Below are 20,109 nucleotides of genomic sequence, written 5' to 3'. Positions count from 1 at the left end.
GATCTCCCATGCCGAAAGTGCGCGTGAGCCGCAGTCTGAATATTCCGGATCCGCTCAAGGTCAGCCGCTATCGAAAGATTCCGGAGCTGGGCCCGCGCATACTCTTTTTCAGCGGTGGCACGGCACTGACCGGGTTGTCGCGTACGCTGAAAAACTACACCCACAACTCCATTCATCTGGTCACCCCCTTCGACTCCGGCGGCAGTTCCGCCAAGCTGAGGGATGCCTTCTCGATGCCGGCGGTCGGCGACCTGCGCAGCCGCCTGATGGCCCTGGCGGATGAAACCGTGCTCGGACACCCGGAAGTGTTCGCGCTTTTCAGCTACCGTCTGCCATCCGAGCCGCCCGACAGCGAGCTGCGTGCCCGCCTGGAGCGGATGGTGAGCGGCGAAGACCCGCTGATCGGGGCGATCCCGCAACCGATGCGCCGGCTGATCTGCAATCACCTGGGCTACTTCGTGGATGCCATGCCGGAGGCGTTCAACCTGTCAGGCGCCAGTATCGGGAACCTGCTGCTCTCCGGGGGATACATCAACCACCACCGCGACCTTGAGCCGATCCTGTTCCTCTTCTCCAAGCTGGTCAACGTTCAGGGCACCGTCTGCGCCATCGTCGACGACGATCTGCACCTGAAAGCCGAGCTGGAAGACGGCAGTACCGTTATCGGCCAGCATCGCCTCACCGGCAAGGAGGTGGCACCCGTGTCCTCACGGATCCGCAGGCTCTGCCTGTGCGAATCGCTGGAAAAGCCCGATGAGACCACCTCACAGCTGCCCAAAGGCAATCGAACGCTGATCCAGCAGGCCGATCTGATCTGCTATCCGCCGGGAAGCTTCTACTCCAGCCTGGTGGCGAATCTTTTACCCGAGGGGGTCGGACGCGCGATCGCCCGCAATGATTGCCCCAAGGTTTATATTCCCAATCAGGGAAACGACCCCGAGCAGATCGGCATGACGCTGGAGGACTGCATTCGCACCCTGCTCGAGGCGCTGGGTCGCGATGGCGTGACGGCGCCCGCCGATCTGCTCAACTTCGTCATCGTCGACAGCAGGCACGGTCGCTACCCGGGCGGTATTCCCGCGCAGCTGCTGTCCTCGCTCGGCATCGAACTGATCGATCTCAGGCTGATCGACCCGCGCTCCGGCCCTCACTACGATAACGAGCGCCTGGTCGAGGCGCTGTTGTCCCTGGCCTGAGGCTTGCTGCCTATACGTCTTGTCGAGTGTTGGAGCGGCGCCAATTCCGGTATCATGGTCCACCCTGATGCCGCTGATTTTCGTGGAGAGCGCCTAGTGAATACCGATATCCTCAAAGCCATTGCCGCCATCAAGCAATCCGTTTTGAGCGACTGGGAAAAATTGCAGAGTTCTGCGCAGAAACACGAATACGACTACGTGCAGGGCGCACAGCAGAGGGTCGAGCGGGTATTGAACGAGACCCTGACCAAGCTTTACGATGTCTACGGCGTCAAATACGTGGTGCTGGAGACCTTCATGCAGCTGGACGGGCTGCTGACGATGGAGCTATCGGATATCCTGCCGGTTCGCGGGGAGTACGAGCACCTCTGTTTCCACGAGCTGCTGCATATTCTGCTGGTGACCTACATCATGGACGAGCTGGTCGCCATCGGCGAGGACCGGGGCTACTTCAGCGCCGACGACAATGGCTTCGCACAGGCCGGCATCAAGGCCGGTCAGCGTCATCACTGAGCCTCTGCAGGCCCTGTTGGCGGTTGATCCTGAACAGTATGCGCAGGGTGCGGCTGAGCGCAGCGAAGCTGCACCGGCAACGGGACCGGCACCGAGGCCTGTTTGCTGGTCGTCTAAACGCTTCCCCCCTTTCGCGCCTCCAGGGTTTTCTTCATCGCGTCCTGGAACGCCGACATCAGCGCCGCGGTCGACACGCCGATCATCAGCACGCCGTTGATCGCCTGCAGCGGCCCAAGCAGCTTGTGGCGTTCGGACATGACGAAGTCCCCGTATCCGAGGGTCGCGAAGTTGACCGCCGAATGATAGAAGGCTTCGGCGAATGCCTCGAACTCGCCAAGCGACAGGAACAGCAGCGCCCAGATGGCCACCTGCACCAGGTTGCCCAGCACCAGCAGCAGCATCACCACATTGATCACGATCAGGCTGCTGGTAAAGGAGTCATTCTCGATCTGGTGGCGATGGCGCCCGTAGTAGCGCACCACGACCATGACCAGCAGTGACTGCATCAGCAGGCAGAACACCATGGTCGGCAGTCCCATCATCAGATTGATCAGCATCGCTCGAACTCCCCTTCCGGCATCACTCTTCGGCGGCGGCGCTCGCGCAGGTACTCGAGAAACGCGATCGCCAGCCAGGCATAAAAGGTCACCGCGATGAACAGCCCCAGACGCACCGCGAACGCCGCGTATACATCCTGTCCGTTGGCGCTGTCCTCGACCGCCGAGCCCAGCAGAATGAGCATGGTGGTTATGACGTTCTGCCAGAACGACGGCGGGAACCGGCTGGCGAAGACAGTGTAGAGCTTGGCGGCAAAGTAGATGAAGAACAGCAGCATCCAGCCGGCATAGAACCAGAGCGTCGGCGCCAGGTCCAGCAGCACCCACAGCAATATCGCAAAGCAGCCGGCGGCAAAGGTTGAGCCGAGCAGTTCCCGGCCGGCGCTGCGTGCCGTCACCAGCGATGCCTGCTGCCCCAGGGTGACCGACTTCATGATCAGTGCCATGTACATCGACGGGTTGGTCAGCGCCAGCAGGAACGGCGGCAGCACGACCAGGGCAGCGCGCAGCGAGATCCAGCGATTGACCGTGACATCCGGCCGCGGCGCGGCAGGCGGGGGTGGGCCGGACGGCGGGTCTTCCGGAAAGAAGGGGTACACCAGCCAGCTGCTGATCACCGCCATGGCGATGCCGAACACCAGTGCCTGGATCACCGCCAGCGCCAGCGCGGTGCTGAAGGAGCCGGCCGCCGGAATCATCGTCAGACCGACCGTCAGCAGCATGCCGACCGCGCCCTTGCCAAGATTGATGCTCAGATGGTTGCTGACGTAGAGCCCGACGGCGATCAGCAACAGCCCGCTGAGTCTGTACTGGTCGAGCATCGGCGCCAGTACCAGACCGATTCCCAGTGTCAGCAACACCAGCAGTATCAGTGCCAGCAGCCCCTTGGCGCCCATCGGCGCAGACGGCTTTGCCGTCAGGATCAGTACAAACATCGGCGCCAGAAACGGCAACGGCATGCCGGAGCCGTAGGACCAGGCCAGCGCCAGCGCCATGGTGAAGGCGAGCCGGAACACGCGCCGGCTCTGCACCGGCATGCGCCGGCGCCGGTCAGTAGGCATAGGACAGCCAGCTCATCAGCCTGATGTAGAGGCGCCCCAGTACCGACAGCAGGCCGTGCCCCTCGCTGTAGGCGATGACCGAGGCCTGGCCGCCGATCCGAAGCTGCCTGCGCAGCTCCGGTCGCTCCGTCAGGGTGAACTCGACGACCACCGGAAAGCGCTGCGACTGGCGCAGCCAGTCGCGGCTGTTCTGGATCGTTGGCAGGGTGCCCGCCGGCGGCGCCTGACCGGCGCTGACGCCGACGCCGATACTGCGAATGGTGCCGTCGAACACTTCGCCTGGCATGGCGTCGAACAGAATCTCCACCGGGTCGCCTGCCGAGAGGTGACCGAGATTGTTCTCCGTAAATTCGGCGCTGATCCAGACGTCCTCGAACGCGATCATCGTCAGGACCGGCTTGCCGGCCCCTGCGAAGATGCCGACCTCGGCGCGAAGGTCCGTGACCATGCCGTCGGTTTCGGCGGTCACGGTGGTATTGTCCAGATCCAGCTCGGCCTTCTCGACAGCGGTTCGGGCGGTATTGAGAATGGCGTTGATCTCATCGACATCCCCCCCCTTGGACTCGATGGCGCGCTGGATATCGGCTTCTGCGGCCTGTACCTGCGCCCTCGCCTGCTCCAGCGTGGCCTGGGCGACTTCGAGCCGCCGTACCGAGATGGTACCCGGATCCTGCTGGCGCAGCCGGGTCAGGCGCGTGACATCCTTTTCGGCCTTGAGCCGGTTGGCGGTGGCCGCGCGAAGGCTGGCACGTGCCGCATCCACCGCGGCATCCCCGGCGGCGACCTGGTTGCGCGCGTTCTCGAGGTCCGAGCGCGCCTTTTCCAGGGCGATGCGGTACTGCGAGGGGTCGATCTCGAACAGTCGCTGCCCCGCCTCGACGCGCTGGTTGTTGTCGACCCAGACCTGGGTGACGAGGCCGCCGACCTTGGGGGCGACTCCGACCACGTATCCCTGCACCCGGGCCTGGTCCGTGTAGGGCGTGTAGCGATCGGCCAGCAGGTACCAGACAAGACTGACCAGGATGATCAGGCCGATCACCAGGCCCCCGCGCCGCACCGGGCGCGCGGGATCCGGGGCGGACTCCGCCGCCTGCTGCTGCACTTCTTCTGGCAGTTTTTCGTCATCGCTCATCTGAAGTCTCGCTCGTCCTGCTGTCGATCTGCTGCGGCAGAGGCGCGCGCAGCATGTCACCCCAATCGGTGCGTTCTTCCATGGTGTCGCGGGTCCGGGCCGGGATCAGGTCGTCGATCGTCGTCGGCTGCCAGCCGCCCCCGAGGGCGCGGTAGAGCGCGACAACTGCGCTCAGGTGATCGCCCTGATTCAGCAACTCGCGTTCGGCCTGGGAGAACATCGCCCGCTGAGCGTCCAGCACGCGCTGAAATCCGGCATAACCCTCCTGATACAGCGTATTGGCGATTTCCAGCGAGCGCTCCGCCGCCACCACCGAATCGTGCAGCACCGCCTGGCGTTCCGCCGTCTTGACGACGTCGATGGCGGCATCGTCGATCTCCTTTGCCGCCAGCAGCACGCTGTTCTGAAAGTTTTCGATCGCCTGCTGCAGGCGCGCGTCCTGGAGCCGAACATTGTTGCGGATCAGGCCGTGATCGAACAGGTTCCAGCTGAATGCCGGACCCAGCGCCAGGGTGCCGGTATTTGGGCTGCCGTCGATACTGTTGCCGGACCAGTCCAGACTGCCGAACAGTGATATCGACGGGTAGTAGTCGGCTTCGGCAATGCCGATCTGCGCCGACTGCGCCGCCACCTGCCAGGCCGCCGCGCGGATATCGGGACGGCGCATCATCAGCCGCGCCGGCACCGCACCGACGTCAACTGCGGTCGGCAGCGGCAGCGAGGCCCTGGCCCCGGCCAGCTCGGGTAGCGGTCCGGGCGGACGTCCCAGCAGCACGGCAATGGCGTTGCGCACCTTGATCAGTGCGGCCTCGAGTACCGGGATAGTCGAAAGGGTCGCCAGGTACTGGGTCTTGGCCTGTTGCAGGTCGAGTTCCGAGTCCTGCCCGCTGCGGTAGATGCGTTCGGTGATCTCGTAACTGCGCTTCTGAATCTCGCTGTTGCGGCGAGCGATGTCGATGCGCGCCAGCGTGGTCCGGTACCTGAAGTAAAGATCCACCAGCTGGGCGTTGAGCAACAGCTGCACGTCCTGGTAATTACTGACGGAGGCAAAGAAAGCCGCATCGGCGGATTCGATGCCGCGACGGAAACGGCCCCAGAAATCGAGCTCCCAGCCAAGGCTGAAAGCGGTGTCGTAACTGGTGAACGAGCGGTCGACATCCTGAGCGCCGCCATGCTGACGGCTGTCGACGTAGGCGGCATTGCCGCTCAATTCCTGCAGCTGCGGATAACGGGTGGCGCCGGCGCGTCCGAGGGCGGCACGGCTTTCCAGTATTCGCAAACCGGCGATTCGCAGCGTCGGGTTGGCGGCCTGAACTTCGGCGATCAGATCATTAAGCAACGGATCATCGAGCAGGCGCCACCAGAACTGCAGTTGTTGCTCGAACGGTTGCTGTTGCGCCGCAACGGCCTGTCCGTACAGGTCCGGCTGCCACTGCGCCAGCCATTCCACCTCGGGCTCCCGGTAGTCGGGGCCGAGCGTGGTACAGGCGCCGAGCAGCAGTGTTGTCGACAGCACCGCAAGGGGGCGCAGGCACTTGAGCGGCATACCGGGCATCAGGGCTCAGTTTCCGCTATCGTCCGGGGCCCGGGTGGCGGGCTCATCCTGGGCCTGCTGCTGAGCGGCTTTCTGCTCTTCGCTGAAATGCACCCATTCCATGAAGACCACGTAACCGACCGCCAGCAGGGTGGCCCCGACGAAGAGGCCGACGATGCCCGACGCAAGCATGCCGCCGAGCGCACCCAGCAGGATAATCGGCATTGGTGCTTCGACGCCGCGCCCGAGCAGCATGGGTTTGAGGAAGTTGTCAGCCAGCGCGGCCCCGAGGATCAGCACGGTGTATATGACGTTGGCCACCGTCGAGCCATCCCCCAACGACCAGACATAACCGATGGCGGGCAAGGCGATCAGCAGGCCGGGCAGCTGCAGTATGCCGAAGATAAGGGTCACCAAGGCCCAGAAACCGGCTGCCGGAATGCCGGCCAGCAGGAAGGCGAGCCCCATCAGGATGCCCTGGATAAAGGCCACCCCGACGACGCCTACCGCGACCGAGCGAATGGTCGCGGTCGAGAGTTTGTGCAGTCGCGGACCTTCCTTGGGGCCGGCGAAGCGGCCGATGATGCGTCCAATCGCCGCGCTGCCTGGCACCGCGTAGGCCATCATGACGCCGGCCACGATAAGCGCGCCCAGCAGCAGCAGTACATCACCGGCGATGCCGCCGGCGAAGGAAAGCCCCGCTCTGGCGTAGGCCCTGATCTGTTCGTGATGGGCGGCGACGAAAGCCGGGATGTCGGCGGACAGCGAACTCCAGGCCTGATAGACCCGCTCGCCGATCAGCGGCCATTGGGCGACGGCCTCCGCCGGCGGTTTGATACTCAGAGTCTTGCTTTCGATCGCCGCATACGTCTCGAAGATATGGTTGGCCAGGGAGGTGCCGAGCATGGCGGTGGGTACCACCAGCAGTAACACGAAGATCAGTACCATCAGCGTCGAGGCGCGCCCCTGGCGCCCACCCATCGCGTTGGCCATTCGTTGATGCAGTGGATAGAGCGCGACGGCGAGTATCAGCGCCCAGGTGAGCAGGCCGGCAAAGGGCGAGAAGATCCTGGCGCACAGCACCAGCAGCAAAACGATCACGCCGAGCCGGATAAACATGTCCATCAGGTCCCGCGAGACCAGTTTCTTGAGTTCGGCACTGTCCAGTTGCATACGAGCAGTTCTCCCTGCAGTCAACGAATTACGCTAAATAATAGGCACAGAATCGGCCTATCGGCCCTCTTCCGGGATGAAAATTGCAGAGGCGCAACGGGACAGGCCGCCCTTGGGCTGTGCGCTCTTGGTGCGTAGCGTCGTATGGCGTGCACCACAAAGGTGATTTATTTGCATCAAAATGGATATTAAGCCCCGTATAGCGGCACTTTAATAAATATAAGATGAGAAATGTTCATCATATTATGAAGTATAAGTCGTTTGCTGCAGTGCGGTATCGGCCCTATCATGGGTACCGTCAATGAACGCCAAATCAAGGAGTACCATCATGAGCAACGAAGCATCGAATCCAGGCCTGGAAGCGCTTATCGAACGTATCGACCTGTCCGCTCTTCCGCAGACCGAGATCATCCGCCTCAAGGCCGAAGCCGCGCGCGCCGAATACATTTCCAGCGCCATCGTGACCCTCACCGCCCGCATCAAGGCGGCTTTCACCGGCAGGAAATCCGCCGCGGCTGGCCTGTCCGGTCTGCATCACGCCTGATAACGGCCATCCCTCCCCAGAGAGACCAAGGCGGCTCCAATAACAACTCCCGCCCCTCTCCCGCTTTCTTCCTGTCTTTTTTGCCGCTGCCCCCTTGCAAGCCACGCAACCGCCATATTCATTCAATGACAGTTTAATGACATTTCGGTAACTGACTGGAACTGTCAGCGATGCTGGCCTATACGTTTCTGTGTATATACATTGGATGTACACTCGATAGGCATTGCAGTTGTTCTTTTTTGCTTTACGGGAGATCCCATATCCATGGATAAGCGAAATAGAGCAAAAAAGAACAGTCAGCTGGTGATTCGCATTAACTCAGAGGAACGCGACCGTTTCGTCGCCCTCTGTGATGAACTCGATACCAGTGCCGCTCGTGAGGTACGTCGGTTTATACGCCGCTTCCTGGCTTCACACGATCAGGGTTCGGGAAATGCGAACGACAACGTCTGAGCACGCCGGGAAACTGACACCCCATTTCTCAAGGAGGCTGTAACATGGCCAAGCTCAAGGCAATCAAGAAAGACATCAAGGCCCGAAAAGCCAAGATCGCCAAGCACGAAAGCAAGCTGAAGAAGCTCAAGAAGAAGCTTAAGAAGGCCTGAGGAACCCGCGGTTCGGGGTTCTTGAAAGCCCCGTGCCGCTCGCGCTTCCCACCACTCCGGTCCGCCTCGCGGTAAAGGACCGCCCCTGCTTCCCGCTCATCGGGAGGTTTCGCTGTGGCTGTTTCCGCAAGTTCTGTCTATCTTCATTTAAGCGACATACTTCTGTGGCGAAATCGTTGTTGTAACCCATTGGCGGAGCGGTTCGGAAAATGAAGTTCAGCAAGGCTCAGAAAGCATTCGTGATCGAGTGGATCGACCATCAGTTCGATACCAACTCGCTGTTTCCGTGCAACTGTTCGTCCATCGTCGATGGCGAGCCCCATGTCTGCCCCGAGCACCTCAAGGCATACAAGGCCTGGTCGAGAACGCCGCACAAGCGCAACCATATCCGGGAATGGATCGACGAGTGGCTCGACAAGGAAGAAATCGAAGTGCTCCAGGCGGCGCTCAGGGAAAACCAGGGCGAAGAAGCCGTAGTGGCCGACTGACAGTTTTCAAAGCCGGGAACGCCCCGACCGGAGCGCGCTTTCGGGCCCGTCACCTGCGTTGCCGCAGAATTCTGGCCATACTCTTGGGACATCAGCCCGAGACGAATCGCCATGAAAACCCGAGCGGAAATCGTCGACGCCAATTTTCAGCACCGGGTACTGGCCCGGGAGTTGCCCACAGTCGACCCCAGCCTGTCCCCGGCCGGGGCGGGGCTTGAGCCGGAGGCCTTGCTGGCGCTGTTCGACAGTCAGTTGCTCAGCCGCCATCTGGACCTTTGCTCCCGCCGCCTTCAGTCCCGGGGGCAATCGTTCTACACCATCGGCAGTGCCGGTCACGAAGGCAGCGCCGCCATCGCAGCGGCCTTGCGCCCCACCGATATGGCGTTCCTGCATTACCGTGACGCCGCCTTTCTGATCCATCGAGCCTCTCAGGCAGGCCAGGATCCGCTGCCCGACATGCTGCTGTCGTTCATGGCCTCGCGTGAGGATCCCGTCTCCGGCGGTCGTCACAAGGTGCTTGGGAGCCGGTCGCTGTCGGTGCCGCCGCAGACCAGTACCGTGGCTTCGCATCTGCCCAAGGCGCTGGGTGCCGCCTACAGCATACCGCTGGCGCGCAGGCTTTCTCTTGCCGCGCCGCTTCCGGCCGACAGTCTCATCGTCTGCAGCTTTGGCGATGCCTCGGCCAATCACTCCACTGCCCTCGGCGCCATTAACAGTGCCTGCTGGGCCGCGCACCAGCAGGTGCCGCTGCCATTGATCTTCGTTTGCGAGGACAATGGCATCGGCATTTCCACGCCGACGCCCCCGGACTGGATTCGCGCAGCCTTCGGACAGCGCCCCGGACTGCATTACCTTTACTGCGATGGTCTCAATCTTGTCGATACCTACCGGGCTGCCCAGGAAGCGGAACGGCTGGCGCGTGTACACCACCGGCCTGTGTTTCTGCACATGGGCTCTGTGCGTCTGCTCGGTCATGCCGGCTCCGATGCCGAAACCGGTTATCGCAGCCTGGCCGAGATCGAGGCCACCGAAGCGCGGGATCCGCTGCTGTACTCCGCCCGCCTGCTGGTCGACTCTGGTCTGCTGTCGCCACAGCAGGTCGTCGCCCGTTACCGCGAAGTAGCGGCGCGCGTCGACGACTGCGCCCGCTCGCTCGGCGAGCCACAGAGCCTGCGCGATGCCGCCGATGTCATGTCCACGCTGCTGCCGCCCAGGCGCCAGGCTGCTCCGGCCCGCGTTGTCGATGAATCTCGGTTTGAGGAGCTGTTTGCCCGTGACCGGGTACTGATGCGCGAGCCTCAGCCCATGGCCCGGTTGCTCAACTGGACCCTCGCGGAACTGATGGCCGAGTATCCGGAAATACTGCTGATGGGCGAGGATATCGGCATCAAGGGTGGCGTCTACAACGTTACCGGCAAGTTATCGCAGCGGTTCGGGCGACACCGGGTCATCGATACCCTGCTGGACGAACAGAGTATCCTGGGGCTGGCGATCGGTGCCGCCCACAACGGTTTCGTGCCGATCCCCGAGATCCAGTTCCTGGCCTACGTACACAATGCCGAAGACCAGCTGCGCGGCGAGGCGGCGACGCTGCCGTTTTTCTCCCGGGGGCAGTTCAGCAACCCGATGGTGGTTCGCATCGCAGGCCTTGGCTACCAGCGCGGTTTCGGTGGCCACTTCCACAATGACAACAGCCTGGCCGTGTTTCGCGATATCCCCGGATTGATCCTGGCCTGTCCAAGCAACGGTCGCGACGCCGCGGCGATGCTGCGCGAAAGCGTGCGGCTGGCGCGGGAGGAGCAGCGTGTGGTGGTCTTTCTCGAGCCGATTGCCCGCTATATGACACGCGATCTGCACCGCGAAGGCGACGGTCTCTGGAGCTTTGAATACCCCCGGGTTCGGGAGGCGGCGCCTATCCCGTTCGGCGAGCCGGGTATCCGGGGAGATGGCCGTGAACTGGCGATTCTGAGCTATGGCAACGGCCATTATCTCAGCTGTCAGGCGGCGCGGGAGCTGGAACGGCGGCACGGCGTGGCGTTGCGGCTGATCGACCTGCGCTGGCTGGCACCGCTGAACGGGGACGCCATTGTCGCGGCTGTCAGGGATTGCCGGCACCTGCTGATCGTCGACGAGTGCCGGCGCAGCGGCTCGGTGAGCGAAGCCCTGGTGACGCTGTTCAGCGAGCGCCTCACCCCCTTGCCGCCATTTCGCCGCCTCTGCGCCGAGGATTCCTTTATTCCTCTTGGGCCTGCGTACGCTGCAACCCTGCCGTCGAAGGCATCGATAATCGCTGCTGCGCTCGAGTTGCTGGGACGGAGCGATTGATGGGTTACGCCGCCGTTTTGCTTCCTGCTACGCGCGGTCATTCTACCGAAAGTCCCCGAGCGGCGGCGGCAGCAGCCGGTCGTCCGGCTCGAGACCTGCCAGGACCTCGAATGTCCCCAGCCCGGTTTCGCGGCCAAGTCGCACCAGCCGCCGCTCCGCACGGCCGTCGACTTCGACCCACACCAGGTTCAGCTGACCGACGCGGGCGATGCGCTCGGCCGGCACCAGCAGTTGGCGCCTGTGCCCAGCCGGCACCTGCAGGCGGGCATACATCCCGGGTAACAGCCGGCTGTCATAGTCGATTTGCGCCTTCACCAGGAAGCTGCGCGACGCCGGATCCGCCGCCGGCACCAGCTCATCCAGCACTGCCGGAAGCTCGATACCCAGTGAAGGAATCTCGACACCGAGTTTTGCCCCGGGGACCAGTGAGAGCGCCAGCGACTCCCGCACCTGGGCCTCGATGCGCAGCGTCAGGGGGTTGTAAAGTGACAGCAGCTTGCCGCCCGGCGTTGCGGTATCGCCGGGTTCGGCGAAGCGGTCCACCACACGGCCACTGATCGGGGAAAGGATCCGGGTGTAGCCGACTGCGGTGCGCACTTCTTCGAGCGCCTCCTCGGCCCGCGCTTTCTCGGCCACCAGGGCGTCGTAATTCGCCCGCGCACGGTCCAGGTCGGCCCGCGCCAGCAGGCCCCGCTCGATCAGTTCGCGGGCGCGCTTGAGGTTTTGCTCCGCCTCCTGCAGCCGTGCGTCGACCGCCCGTATCTGCTCCTGCGCCTGGAGTTCGCGCGAGCGCAGCTCGGACTGCTCCAGCTCGATCAGCAACTGGCCGGGTTTCACCGCATCGCCGGAGCGCACGTCGATTGCCGTGATGCGGGCAAGAATGCGCGAGGAAATGACGGTCGCCTCCCGGGCGCCGACGCTCGCCGGCACCGATTCGAACAAAGGCTGTTCAACGACCGTCACAGGGACCCCTTCGCCCGCTGTGTTTTGCGGCAGGGATTCCAGGCCCGGCTCGAGACGATCGCTGAACACGCCGGCCATCCAGGCCACGATCAGAACCAGGAACACCAGCGCCAGCAACGGCAGCAGAATGCGGATGCGCATCATGACGCGACCTCCGGCCGGTCGAAGACCAGCAGATAGACGATGGGGATCACCAGCAACGTGAACAGCGTCGAGGCAATAATGCCGAAGATGATGGCAAGCGCCAGGCCGCTGAACACCGGATCAAGCGTGATCACGAGATTGCCAAGCAAGGTTGTGCCGGCAGTCAGCAGCACCGGCCGCATACGCACGGAGCCTGCCTGTATCAACGACTCGTGCAGCGCCAGCCCCCGGGACCGGGCCTGACTGATGAATTCGACCAGTATCAGCGAATTGCGCACCACTATGCCGGCCAGGGCGATCATGCCGATCATCGCTGTGGCGGTGAACAGCACCGGTTCCGGCGCGCCGGCGATAACGCGCTCGCCAAAGCGGTTGAGCAACCAGAAGCCCGGCATGATGCCGATCACCGTCAGCGGGATCGCCGACATGATGATCAGTGAAAGGGCTGCAGAGCCTGTCTGTACCCGCAGCACGAAGAAGATCGCCACCAGTGCGAAGGCAAATGCCAGCCCCATGTCGCGGAACACCCGCAGCGTGATGCGCCATTCGCCCTCGCCGCTCCAGAGCGCTTCGGTGCCCGGCGGCAACGACCAGCTGTCGCCGCCTCCCGGCGACAGGAAGGTGCGCGCCCGCCAGTCCGTCGGTGCCATGTCGCTGCCCCCGCGATCAGCCTCCAGGTCGGCGATAACCTCGGCCGGAGTACGGCCGTTAAGCTCCGCCATGACGTAAACCACCGGCCGCAGGTCCTTATGGTGGATGGGCGCATCGGCGACAAGCGGCTCGAACTGCCCCAGCTCTCCGAGCGCGACCAGCGGCTGGGGGGCGCTGTCGAGTCCGGCCGGCCCCTGCAGCTGGACGTAACCCGGACGGCCCTTGAGATGCAGGCGCTGAAAGTCGCTGAGCGCGCCGCGCTGATCCTGCGCCAGCCGCAGTTCGATCGGCAGCGGGCGAGTCTCGGAAGGCAGGTTGAGCCAGGACGCGACCAGACCGTCGTTGGCCAGGCGCAGCGTCTGGTTGATGTCGTCGGTGGCAATTCCCGAAAGCGCGGCCTTCTGCTTGTCGGTAACGAAACGCAACCGCGACTGCTCCGCGACCAGGGTGGAATCCACCTCGACGACATGGGGCTCGCGTCCGAGCCTGGCCATCAGTTGCCTGGCTGCCTGCTGCTGTAGCTCATAGGGCGCCAGCTCACTGCCGTACACTTCGGCCACCAGGGTACTGAGCACGGGTGGTCCGGGTGGCACTTCGACCACCTTCACGAGGCGCCCGTCATGGGCGAATGGCGCCAGCAGCTGGCGCAGCCGCAGCACCACCGCATGGGACTGGTGCAGACGCCGGGACTTGTCGACCAGCGTCAGGCGCAGTTCCGCCAGATTCGGCGCCTGACGCTGATAGTAGCGCCGCACCATGCCGTTGAAGTCGATCGGCGACGGCTCCCCGACATAAGCGGCGACAGCGCGTACCTCCGGCAGCCGCTTGACCTGCTGCACCAGTGACTCGGTCACCGCCGCGGTCTGCTCCAGACTGGTGCCCTCGGGCATGTCCAGCAATACCTGGACTTCATTGCGATTGTCGAACGGCAGAAGCTTGAGCGGCACCAGGCGCAGAAGCGGCATCAGCGCGGTCAGCACGAACAGCAACAGCAGCACCAGCAGGGTCCAGCGCGCCCGCCGCCGGCTCGCCAGCAACGGCTGCAGCAACCGCCGGTAGGCATCCGGGGCGGCAGCGGCGTCGTCTCTGACCGCTGCCGGCTTCAGCACCCTGGACGCCAGCCAGGGCGTCACCAGGAAGGCCACCAGAGTGCTGACCGTAACGCTGACCGGTACGTTGAATGCCATGGGCGCCATATAGGGCCCCATCATGCCGGTGATGAATGCCAGCGGCGCGAACGCCAGTACGATGGTCAGCGTCGACATCAGCAGCGGGACGCGGATTTCGGCCATGGCGCCGACGATACGATCGGCAATGCCGCCGTTGCGCCGCTCGAGGTAGCGCTCGATATTGTCGATACCGGTGATGGGGTCGTCGACCAGCAGCCCGAGCGAAAGTATCAGCGCGAACAGCGTAACGCGGTTGATGGTGTAGCCGAACGCCATGTCCAGCGCCAGGGTGACGCCGTAGCAGATGGGCACCGCCAGCCCGACCACCAGCGCCGCACGCCAGCCAAGGAATACACCGATGAACACCACCACCGTCAGTACCGCGAAAGCGAGGCTCGAGACCAGGTTGTCGACCTTGGCGTCGGCCGTCCGACCGTAATCGCGCAGTACCTCCAGATGGACCTGCGGCGGCAGCAGTTCGGCCTGGATTGCCGCCAGACGGCTATGCACCGCCTGCGCCACGCCCACCGCATTGCTGCCGCGCTGCTTGGCGACACTGAGGGTGACCAGCGGTCGGTACGGGGCATCCGGGCGATAGGCCGGGTGCCGGGGGGTGAAGTCTATCCAGCTGTAGCTGTCCGGCTCAGCCGGGCCATCGCTCAGCGTTGCGACATCGCGAAGGTAAACCGGCGCCCCATCGACCACATTGACCACCAGGCTGGCGAGCTGATCCGGCCGGCGCAGAAAGTCGCCACTTTCGAGCAGAATGCTGTCGTTGTTCAGTGTCCAGTTGCCGGCCTGCAGCAGCCGGTTCGAGAGTTGCAGGGCATTGACCAGATCGAGCGCCGTGGTCTTGCGTGCCGCCAGACTTTCCGGATCGAAGTGCACCTGCAACACGCGCGGACGGCCGCCAACCACTTCGACCTGGCTGGTCCTGGCAATGCCCTGCAACCGGATCGCGACCTCCTCCGCCATCCGGCGCAGCTCGAAGTCGCTGTAGCGTTGCGCATCATCGCTCCAGAGCCCCAGCATCAGTATGGGCACATCGTCGACCTCCACCGGCCTGATCTGCCAGCGGCTGACGATGGGCGGGACCCGGTCCTGGTTGCTGTACAACTTGTTGTAGGTGTTGAGGATCGAAACCTCGCGGTCTTCGCCGACGTGGAAACGCAGCGTTGCCGAGGCAAAGCCCTGCTGACTGGTCGAATAAAGGTGCTCGACACCGGGAATCTGCGTCAGCAGCTTTTCCAGCGGCACCGTTACCTGCCGTTCCACCTGGCGGGCGCTGAGCCCGGGCGCCTCCACCAGCACATCGACCATCGGCACCACGATCTGCGGCTCTTCCTCACGGGGCGTGAGTTGCAGTGCCAGCACGCCGGCGCACAGCGACAGCAGCAGCATCATGAGCGGCAGGCCGCCCCTCAGGGCAAAGCGAACCGGTCTGTCGAGCGGATGTGAAGGCGGCATGGTTCTGGCCTGCTGTTTCAACCCGGAAGGTGCCTGTCGGTAATCACTGATCGCCGGGTTCGATCCGGGTTCGCAGGCGCGTGCCGCCGGCGTGCACCTGCAGCACTACGGCGCTCTTCACCGGATCGCCCGAATCAGTATACGCAATGGTTCCGGTCACACCCTGATAGCCGTCGAGTTTCGCCAGGGCATTGCGGATCGCGGCAGGGCCCGCGCTGTCTGCGGCGCCCGCCGCGGCCGCCAGGAGGCCGACGGCATCGTAGGTCAGGGCCGCGACATCGACCGGATCGCGGCCGTAAGCCGCGCGGTAGGCGTCGACGAAAGCTCTGACCTGTTCATCACCGCTGTCGGGGCTGTAAACAGCGCTGAAATAGGCGCCTTCCAGCGCCGTCAGCTGATCAGCCGGAATGGTGGCCCAGGAGTCGCTCCCCAGCCAGACAGGATTCAGCCCCAGCTCCCGGGCCTGGCGCACCTGGCCCGGGACCTCGTTGTAATAGTTCGGCAGAAACAGCGCCTGGGCGCCGCTGTCGCGGATGCGCCCCAGCTGTGCGGTCACGCGGGGCGCGTCGCGGGTATAGGATTCAAAGGCGACCAGCTGCCCGCCCAGGGCCTCGAACTCGTGGCGAAACACGGCGGCGAGATTGCGATTGTAGGCGCTGGCGATGTCGAACAGCACGGCGGCCCGCTGCAGCCCCAGCTCCCGCCGTGCGAAGCGCGCGATCGCCCGCCCCTGGAAATCGTCGGTGTAGGCAACCCGAAATACCCAGGGCCGATTGCGTGTGGTGTCGGGGTGGGTCGAGGCGGGGCTGAGCAGCGGGATTGACAGGTCATTGGCGGCGCCTGCCGCCGGTATGGCGTTGCGGCTGGCCTGGGGACCGATAATTGCCGCGACCCGCTCCTGGTTGACGAGCTTGAGCACGGCGCCGACGCTGGCTTCCGCACTGTCGTGGTTGTCCTCGACCCGCAGTACCAGGCGGGTCGGCTGCCCGCCGATTCGCAGCGAGCCGGCGTCGTTGATCCGCTTTGCCGCCAGCTGCGCCGCATCGACAGTGGCACGGCCGGTTTCGGCAAGGTCGCCGCTCAGCGGCGCAATCAGTCCGACGCGAAACGGCTGCGGCTCGCCGCCGCAGGCTGACAGCAACAGCGTTATCGCGGCCCATCTCAGGACACGCATTCGGCCTCCGGTTGCCTGCGCCCCTTCAGGATATAGGTATGCATCCGTCCCTTGCCCTTGATCGGAATCAGGCCCCTGTCCTCGAACAGGAACTGATCCTGCAGGTAGTGATAGGTCGACTCGGACACCTGAATGCAGCCCTCGACGCCATGGGACTCCATTCTGGCCGCGGTATTGACCGCGTCGCCCCAGATATCGTAGATGAACTTGCGCGTACCGATGACTCCGGCGACCACGGGACCGCTGTTGATGCCGATCCGCATCGCGAGATCGGCATCATGACGCCGGTTGAAGGCATGGATGGCGTCGATCATGTCGAGCGCGAACTCGGCGACGACCCGGGCATGGTCGTCGCGCGTCACCGGCAGGCCGGCACCGACCATGTAGGCATCGCCGATGGTCTTGATCTTTTCCAGCCCGCGCACTTCGCTGAGCCGGTCGAACTCGCAGAAAATCTCGTTCAGCAGGCTGACCAGCCGGGACGCCGGGAGGCTTGCCGACATCGGTGTGAAGTTGACGATATCGGCGAACAGAATGGTGACTTCGGCGAAGCTGTCGGCGATGTTGTCCTCGCCTTTCTTCAGGCGCTCGGCGATCGGTCCAGGCAGGATGTTCAGCAGCAGCCGCTCGGACTCCTGCTGTTCCCGGGCCAGGTCGTCCAGCGTCTGGCGCAGACGGTCGATCATGCGGTTGAAATTGCGCGCCAGGGTACCTGTCTCGTCTTCCGTCATGATCGGCGCCCGCTGGCTCAGGTCACCGGCGGAAATACGCTCGGTCGTGGCGCTGACCTCCAGAATCGGTCGTGCGATCCGCGCGGTGATCAGATAGATGCCAACCGCCAGCAGCGCCAGCGCCAGCGATCCGACGCCGAGAATCATCCAGCCAAGGCGGGTTGCCGGTCGCAGGGCCTCGCTGACCCGGATTTCGGTCAGCAGCGCAAGCCCCAGCTCGGGCAGCCAGCGATAGCTGCCGATGACGCGCTGACCGGCATAGTTGCGATACAGGCCGGCGCCGGTATGCCCCTGTACGGCGGCGTCTATGCCCTCGCTGTGGGCACCTCTTGGGAACGCCTCGTCACCGAACCGCGCCACCGAGAGAAAGCGATTGTGCGCATCGATCAGATAGGATTCGCCCGTCGTGCCGAGTCCGGAGCGGTCACTGACGATATCGACCAGTACCGGCACCCGGATATTGGCTGCCAGTACCCCGAGCGGCTTGCCGTCGCGCCCGGTCAGGGGCGTCGAAATGGTGAGCGTTGGCAGCCCGGTATCGGCGGCAGGGTACACCGGCTGCACGTAGGTGCGTTCGCGCCCGACGACGAAAAAGGCGTCGCTCAGGTGATAGCGGTGCTCATGGTCGGGGTTGGTCGAGAAAAACACCTCGCCCCCGACCTGGCGCAGCAGCAACAGTTCGGTGATGTCGGTTGCCGCGGACGAGCCATAATCCAGAAAGGTCGACCGGAACAGGGTGTCGGCCATATCCAGGTAAGCGGCTTCGTACTCCCGGCTGCCTTCGGGCAGCGCCAGCAGTCTGGCGACGCCATCGCGCAGGCTATCGAGATTGGCGATCTTGCGGATGATATCGGCCTGGTCGGCAATGAAGCGATCGATCTCCTGCTCGCGATGATCGGCGATCACCTCGAAACGGTCGATCGCCATGCGCTCGAGCGTGCCGGCCGACAGCCAATAGGAGGCCCCGGCCAGCGCGCCCGCAACCGGCAGCGACACGAGCAAAAAATAGCCGGTCATCCGGGCCTTGAGGCTCCGTTTCAGCAGGGACAGGCCGGGTAGCTGCATGCTACGGCTTCCTTTCGCAGTTAACGGAATGCTAAAAGGTTAGCGCTTCCCGGCAGTCTGCGACAGCCTGCTAAGCTGTTGGAAAGAGGAACAGCGATGCATGAATCTGAAAAAGCGAGGCCTCCCTCCCCGTCGCTGAGCCGGCGACGGCTATTGCGGCTTGCCGTCGGTGCAGCCCCGGGACTGCTGTTATCCTCCGCGACCGGGGCGGCCGAGATCGGCGCCCAGGCGCTGCACATCGGCTTTGTCGGCCCGTTTTCGGGGCCGGCCCGGGATACCGGCCTCGAGATACGTCAGGGCATACTGATGGCCCTCAAGGATGCCCGCGACGAAGGTGAAATTCCGGCAAGGGTTGAAGGCGTACGGCGTGATATCCAGCCGCTCTGGGTCGACAGCGCGTCGGATCCGGAACGCGCGGTGATCGCCGTCCGACGCGCGCTGACCCGTGATCATGCCGCAATGTTCGTCGGCGGCTGGCACTCGGACGTGGCGCTGGCGCTAATGGATGCGGAAGCACCCTACGGTGTCATGCACCTCGGTCATGCCGGCGAGGCGCTGTCAATCGCCGAGCGCATCAACAGCGACTACCAAAAATATCGCGGCTGGTTCAAGGGCTGGCCGACGCCGGCGCTGCTGGGGGCCCGTTATGGCGAACCGCTGCGATACCTTCGTCGGCAGGGACTCTGGCGACCGCGCAACGACCGTGTCGCGATCATGGCGGAAAACACCGCCTACGGTCAGGGTTGGGGCGAGGCGCTGTTCGACAGTCTGCAGTCCTCGGGCTTCAGCGTTGCCCAGCCGCAGCTCACCGGTCCGGGTCAGATGGAGTTCGGCGAGCTGATGCAGTCGTACCGGCGTGACAAGATCTCACTGGTGTTGATGTCCACCACCGACGGACAGGCGGCCACCGCCTTCGTCCGCCAGTTCAGGGAGCATCAGGTGCCGGCACTGCTGGTCGGTCACGGCCTGCGCTGGAGCCGCGACTGGTATGCGACCACAGGCGAGGCATCCAACTACGTGATCGCCATGGACAGCGCCATGCCGATGGCGCTCTGGCAGCAGTGGTGGGTCAGGCGTTATCGATACCTGTTCGGCGACATGCCGAGCATCGCCGCCGCCGGCATTCACTACGACTACACCCGCATGGCGATACGGATTCTGAACGCCACCGCCAGCCTCGATCTCGACGATCTGATTCGCACCGTATACCGGTTGCCGTACCGCGGTGTCTGGAATCGCTACCAGTTCGCCAGCGAGCCGATGGAAAACACCGTGTCCGCCAACGAAGTGCAGGCAGGCTCGTTCATGGAAGGCTTTTTTTTCCCGCTGGCGCAGTTGATGGACGGCGAGGCGCGCATCATCTGGCCGCCCCGCTACGCCGACCAGCGCTTTATCGCCCCGCCCTGGCTTTGAGGCGTGAATCAGTGTGATTGCCGGGTGTTCGCTGTCAACAGTTACTTCAAAACCCGTTCGCAGGCGTAGGAGCCCACTCTGTGGGCGAACAGTCTTGCAGCACGCTGCCAATCTTCGGTTCGCTCGCGGAGCGAGCTCCTACAGGTCTGTCGGCCACCGCGCCTTACGCTTGACGCCTTACTACTATCCACTAACCGCTAACCA

The 20,109-nt window shown here is 63.8% G+C and carries 16 protein-coding genes; 7 read left to right on the top strand and 9 right to left on the bottom strand.

The features are described 5' to 3' along the window. Positions 1 to 8: 8 nt before the first annotated feature. Both IEX85_RS02310 and IEX85_RS02305 read left to right on the top strand, forming a co-directional pair. Positions 9 to 1,196 carry a GAK system CofD-like protein gene (locus tag IEX85_RS02310; protein ID WP_188857841.1) on the top strand — a complete coding sequence of 396 codons (1,188 nt, stop codon included), beginning with the start codon at positions 9 to 11 and terminating at the stop codon, positions 1,194 to 1,196. Between the two features lie 96 nt (positions 1,197 to 1,292). Continuing rightward, on the top strand, positions 1,293 to 1,709 hold the full coding sequence (locus tag IEX85_RS02305; RefSeq protein ID WP_188857839.1) for a hypothetical protein: 417 nt from the start codon (positions 1,293 to 1,295) through the stop codon (positions 1,707 to 1,709). Positions 1,710 to 1,822: 113 nt separating this feature from the next. Here the strand turns inward: IEX85_RS02305 and IEX85_RS02300 are convergent, their stop codons facing one another. From IEX85_RS02300 to IEX85_RS02280, 5 genes are read right to left on the bottom strand one after another with little or no spacing between them, the layout of a single operon-like run. After that, the gene (locus tag IEX85_RS02300; protein WP_188857837.1) at positions 1,823 to 2,266 is read right to left on the bottom strand and encodes an ion channel; all 444 of its coding nucleotides are present in this window, start codon (positions 2,264 to 2,266) and stop codon (positions 1,823 to 1,825) included. Then, positions 2,260 to 3,327: a DUF2955 domain-containing protein gene (locus IEX85_RS02295; RefSeq protein ID WP_229721753.1), complete on the bottom strand. Its 1,068-nt coding sequence runs from the start codon at positions 3,325 to 3,327 to the stop codon at positions 2,260 to 2,262. Before IEX85_RS02295 ends, IEX85_RS02300 begins: the two co-directional genes overlap by 7 nt. Further along, complete coding sequence (locus tag IEX85_RS02290) at positions 3,317 to 4,459, bottom strand: HlyD family secretion protein (RefSeq protein WP_188857834.1); 1,143 nt, start codon at positions 4,457 to 4,459, stop codon at positions 3,317 to 3,319. The genes IEX85_RS02295 and IEX85_RS02290 overlap by 11 nt, the downstream gene beginning before the upstream one ends. Further along, a complete protein-coding gene (locus tag IEX85_RS02285) occupies positions 4,449 to 6,014 on the bottom strand; it encodes an efflux transporter outer membrane subunit (protein ID WP_229721752.1) in 1,566 nt (521 codons plus the stop codon). The genes IEX85_RS02290 and IEX85_RS02285 overlap by 11 nt, the downstream gene beginning before the upstream one ends. Before the next feature lie 6 nt (positions 6,015 to 6,020). Then, positions 6,021 to 7,166 carry an AI-2E family transporter gene (locus tag IEX85_RS02280; RefSeq protein ID WP_188857832.1) on the bottom strand — a complete coding sequence of 382 codons (1,146 nt, stop codon included), beginning with the start codon at positions 7,164 to 7,166 and terminating at the stop codon, positions 6,021 to 6,023. 328 nt (positions 7,167 to 7,494) lie between these two features. Here IEX85_RS02280 and IEX85_RS02275 point away from each other — a divergent pair, with 328 nt between their 5' ends. The 4 genes from IEX85_RS02275 (at position 7,495) to IEX85_RS02260 (ending at position 11,128) form a co-directional block, all read left to right on the top strand. After that, positions 7,495 to 7,710: an RSP_7527 family protein gene (locus IEX85_RS02275; RefSeq protein ID WP_188857831.1), complete on the top strand. Its 216-nt coding sequence runs from the start codon at positions 7,495 to 7,497 to the stop codon at positions 7,708 to 7,710. A 264-nt stretch (positions 7,711 to 7,974) separates the two neighbouring features. Further along, positions 7,975 to 8,163 (top strand): hypothetical protein, encoded by a 189-nt coding sequence (locus tag IEX85_RS02270; protein WP_188857829.1) that lies wholly within the window; start codon positions 7,975 to 7,977, stop codon positions 8,161 to 8,163. 361 nt (positions 8,164 to 8,524) lie between these two features. Then, the gene (locus tag IEX85_RS02265; protein ID WP_188857827.1) at positions 8,525 to 8,803 is read left to right on the top strand and encodes a hypothetical protein; all 279 of its coding nucleotides are present in this window, start codon (positions 8,525 to 8,527) and stop codon (positions 8,801 to 8,803) included. A gap of 111 nt (positions 8,804 to 8,914) precedes the next feature. Continuing rightward, a complete protein-coding gene (locus tag IEX85_RS02260) occupies positions 8,915 to 11,128 on the top strand; it encodes a dehydrogenase E1 component subunit alpha/beta (RefSeq protein WP_188857826.1) in 2,214 nt (737 codons plus the stop codon). Between the two features lie 42 nt (positions 11,129 to 11,170). Here IEX85_RS02260 and IEX85_RS02255 read toward each other — a convergent pair whose 3' ends face one another. Genes IEX85_RS02255 through IEX85_RS02240 form a run of 4 tightly spaced genes read right to left on the bottom strand, consistent with a single transcriptional unit; the run spans position 11,171 to position 18,492 of the window. After that, entirely contained in the window at positions 11,171 to 12,235 is a 1,065-nt protein-coding gene (locus tag IEX85_RS02255) for an efflux RND transporter periplasmic adaptor subunit (protein WP_188857824.1), read from the bottom strand. Continuing rightward, positions 12,232 to 15,522 (bottom strand): efflux RND transporter permease subunit, encoded by a 3,291-nt coding sequence (locus IEX85_RS02250; RefSeq protein WP_188857822.1) that lies wholly within the window; start codon positions 15,520 to 15,522, stop codon positions 12,232 to 12,234. The genes IEX85_RS02255 and IEX85_RS02250 overlap by 4 nt, the downstream gene beginning before the upstream one ends. A gap of 43 nt (positions 15,523 to 15,565) precedes the next feature. Beyond that, positions 15,566 to 16,696 carry an ABC transporter substrate-binding protein gene (locus tag IEX85_RS02245; RefSeq protein WP_188857820.1) on the bottom strand — a complete coding sequence of 377 codons (1,131 nt, stop codon included), beginning with the start codon at positions 16,694 to 16,696 and terminating at the stop codon, positions 15,566 to 15,568. Continuing rightward, complete coding sequence (locus tag IEX85_RS02240; protein WP_188857819.1) at positions 16,684 to 18,492, bottom strand: adenylate/guanylate cyclase domain-containing protein; 1,809 nt, start codon at positions 18,490 to 18,492, stop codon at positions 16,684 to 16,686. Before IEX85_RS02240 ends, IEX85_RS02245 begins: the two co-directional genes overlap by 13 nt. A gap of 96 nt (positions 18,493 to 18,588) precedes the next feature. Here IEX85_RS02240 and IEX85_RS02235 point away from each other — a divergent pair, with 96 nt between their 5' ends. Beyond that, the gene (locus tag IEX85_RS02235; protein ID WP_188857817.1) at positions 18,589 to 19,905 is read left to right on the top strand and encodes an ABC transporter substrate-binding protein; all 1,317 of its coding nucleotides are present in this window, start codon (positions 18,589 to 18,591) and stop codon (positions 19,903 to 19,905) included. The last annotated feature ends 204 nt before the right edge of the window (positions 19,906 to 20,109 follow it).

The sequence above is a fragment of the Marinobacterium nitratireducens genome (genome assembly GCF_014645375.1).
GTDB classification, from domain to species: domain Bacteria; phylum Pseudomonadota; class Gammaproteobacteria; order Pseudomonadales; family Balneatricaceae; genus Marinobacterium_A; species Marinobacterium_A nitratireducens.
This window is presented reverse-complemented; position numbering and strand designations above follow the sequence as displayed.

Bases quoted from the DNA above. Each gene is read 5' to 3' on its own strand.
- IEX85_RS02310 (WP_188857841.1), top strand. From the start codon at position 9: ATGCCGAAAGTGCGCGTGAGCCGCAGTCTGAATATTCCGGATCCGCTC.
- IEX85_RS02300 (WP_188857837.1), bottom strand. From the start codon at position 2,266: ATGCTGATCAATCTGATGATGGGACTGCCGACCATGGTGTTCTGCCTG.
- IEX85_RS02295 (WP_229721753.1), bottom strand. From the start codon at position 3,327: ATGCCTACTGACCGGCGCCGGCGCATGCCGGTGCAGAGCCGGCGCGTG.
- IEX85_RS02290 (WP_188857834.1), bottom strand. From the start codon at position 4,459: ATGAGCGATGACGAAAAACTGCCAGAAGAAGTGCAGCAGCAGGCGGCG.
- IEX85_RS02285 (WP_229721752.1), bottom strand. From the start codon at position 6,014: ATGCCCGGTATGCCGCTCAAGTGCCTGCGCCCCCTTGCGGTGCTGTCG.
- IEX85_RS02280 (WP_188857832.1), bottom strand. From the start codon at position 7,166: ATGCAACTGGACAGTGCCGAACTCAAGAAACTGGTCTCGCGGGACCTG.
- IEX85_RS02275 (WP_188857831.1), top strand. From the start codon at position 7,495: ATGAGCAACGAAGCATCGAATCCAGGCCTGGAAGCGCTTATCGAACGT.
- IEX85_RS02270 (WP_188857829.1), top strand. From the start codon at position 7,975: ATGGATAAGCGAAATAGAGCAAAAAAGAACAGTCAGCTGGTGATTCGC.
- IEX85_RS02265 (WP_188857827.1), top strand. From the start codon at position 8,525: ATGAAGTTCAGCAAGGCTCAGAAAGCATTCGTGATCGAGTGGATCGAC.
- IEX85_RS02260 (WP_188857826.1), top strand. From the start codon at position 8,915: ATGAAAACCCGAGCGGAAATCGTCGACGCCAATTTTCAGCACCGGGTA.
- IEX85_RS02255 (WP_188857824.1), bottom strand. From the start codon at position 12,235: ATGATGCGCATCCGCATTCTGCTGCCGTTGCTGGCGCTGGTGTTCCTG.
- IEX85_RS02250 (WP_188857822.1), bottom strand. From the start codon at position 15,522: ATGCCGCCTTCACATCCGCTCGACAGACCGGTTCGCTTTGCCCTGAGG.
- IEX85_RS02245 (WP_188857820.1), bottom strand. From the start codon at position 16,696: ATGCGTGTCCTGAGATGGGCCGCGATAACGCTGTTGCTGTCAGCCTGC.
- IEX85_RS02240 (WP_188857819.1), bottom strand. From the start codon at position 18,492: ATGCAGCTACCCGGCCTGTCCCTGCTGAAACGGAGCCTCAAGGCCCGG.
- IEX85_RS02235 (WP_188857817.1), top strand. From the start codon at position 18,589: ATGCATGAATCTGAAAAAGCGAGGCCTCCCTCCCCGTCGCTGAGCCGG.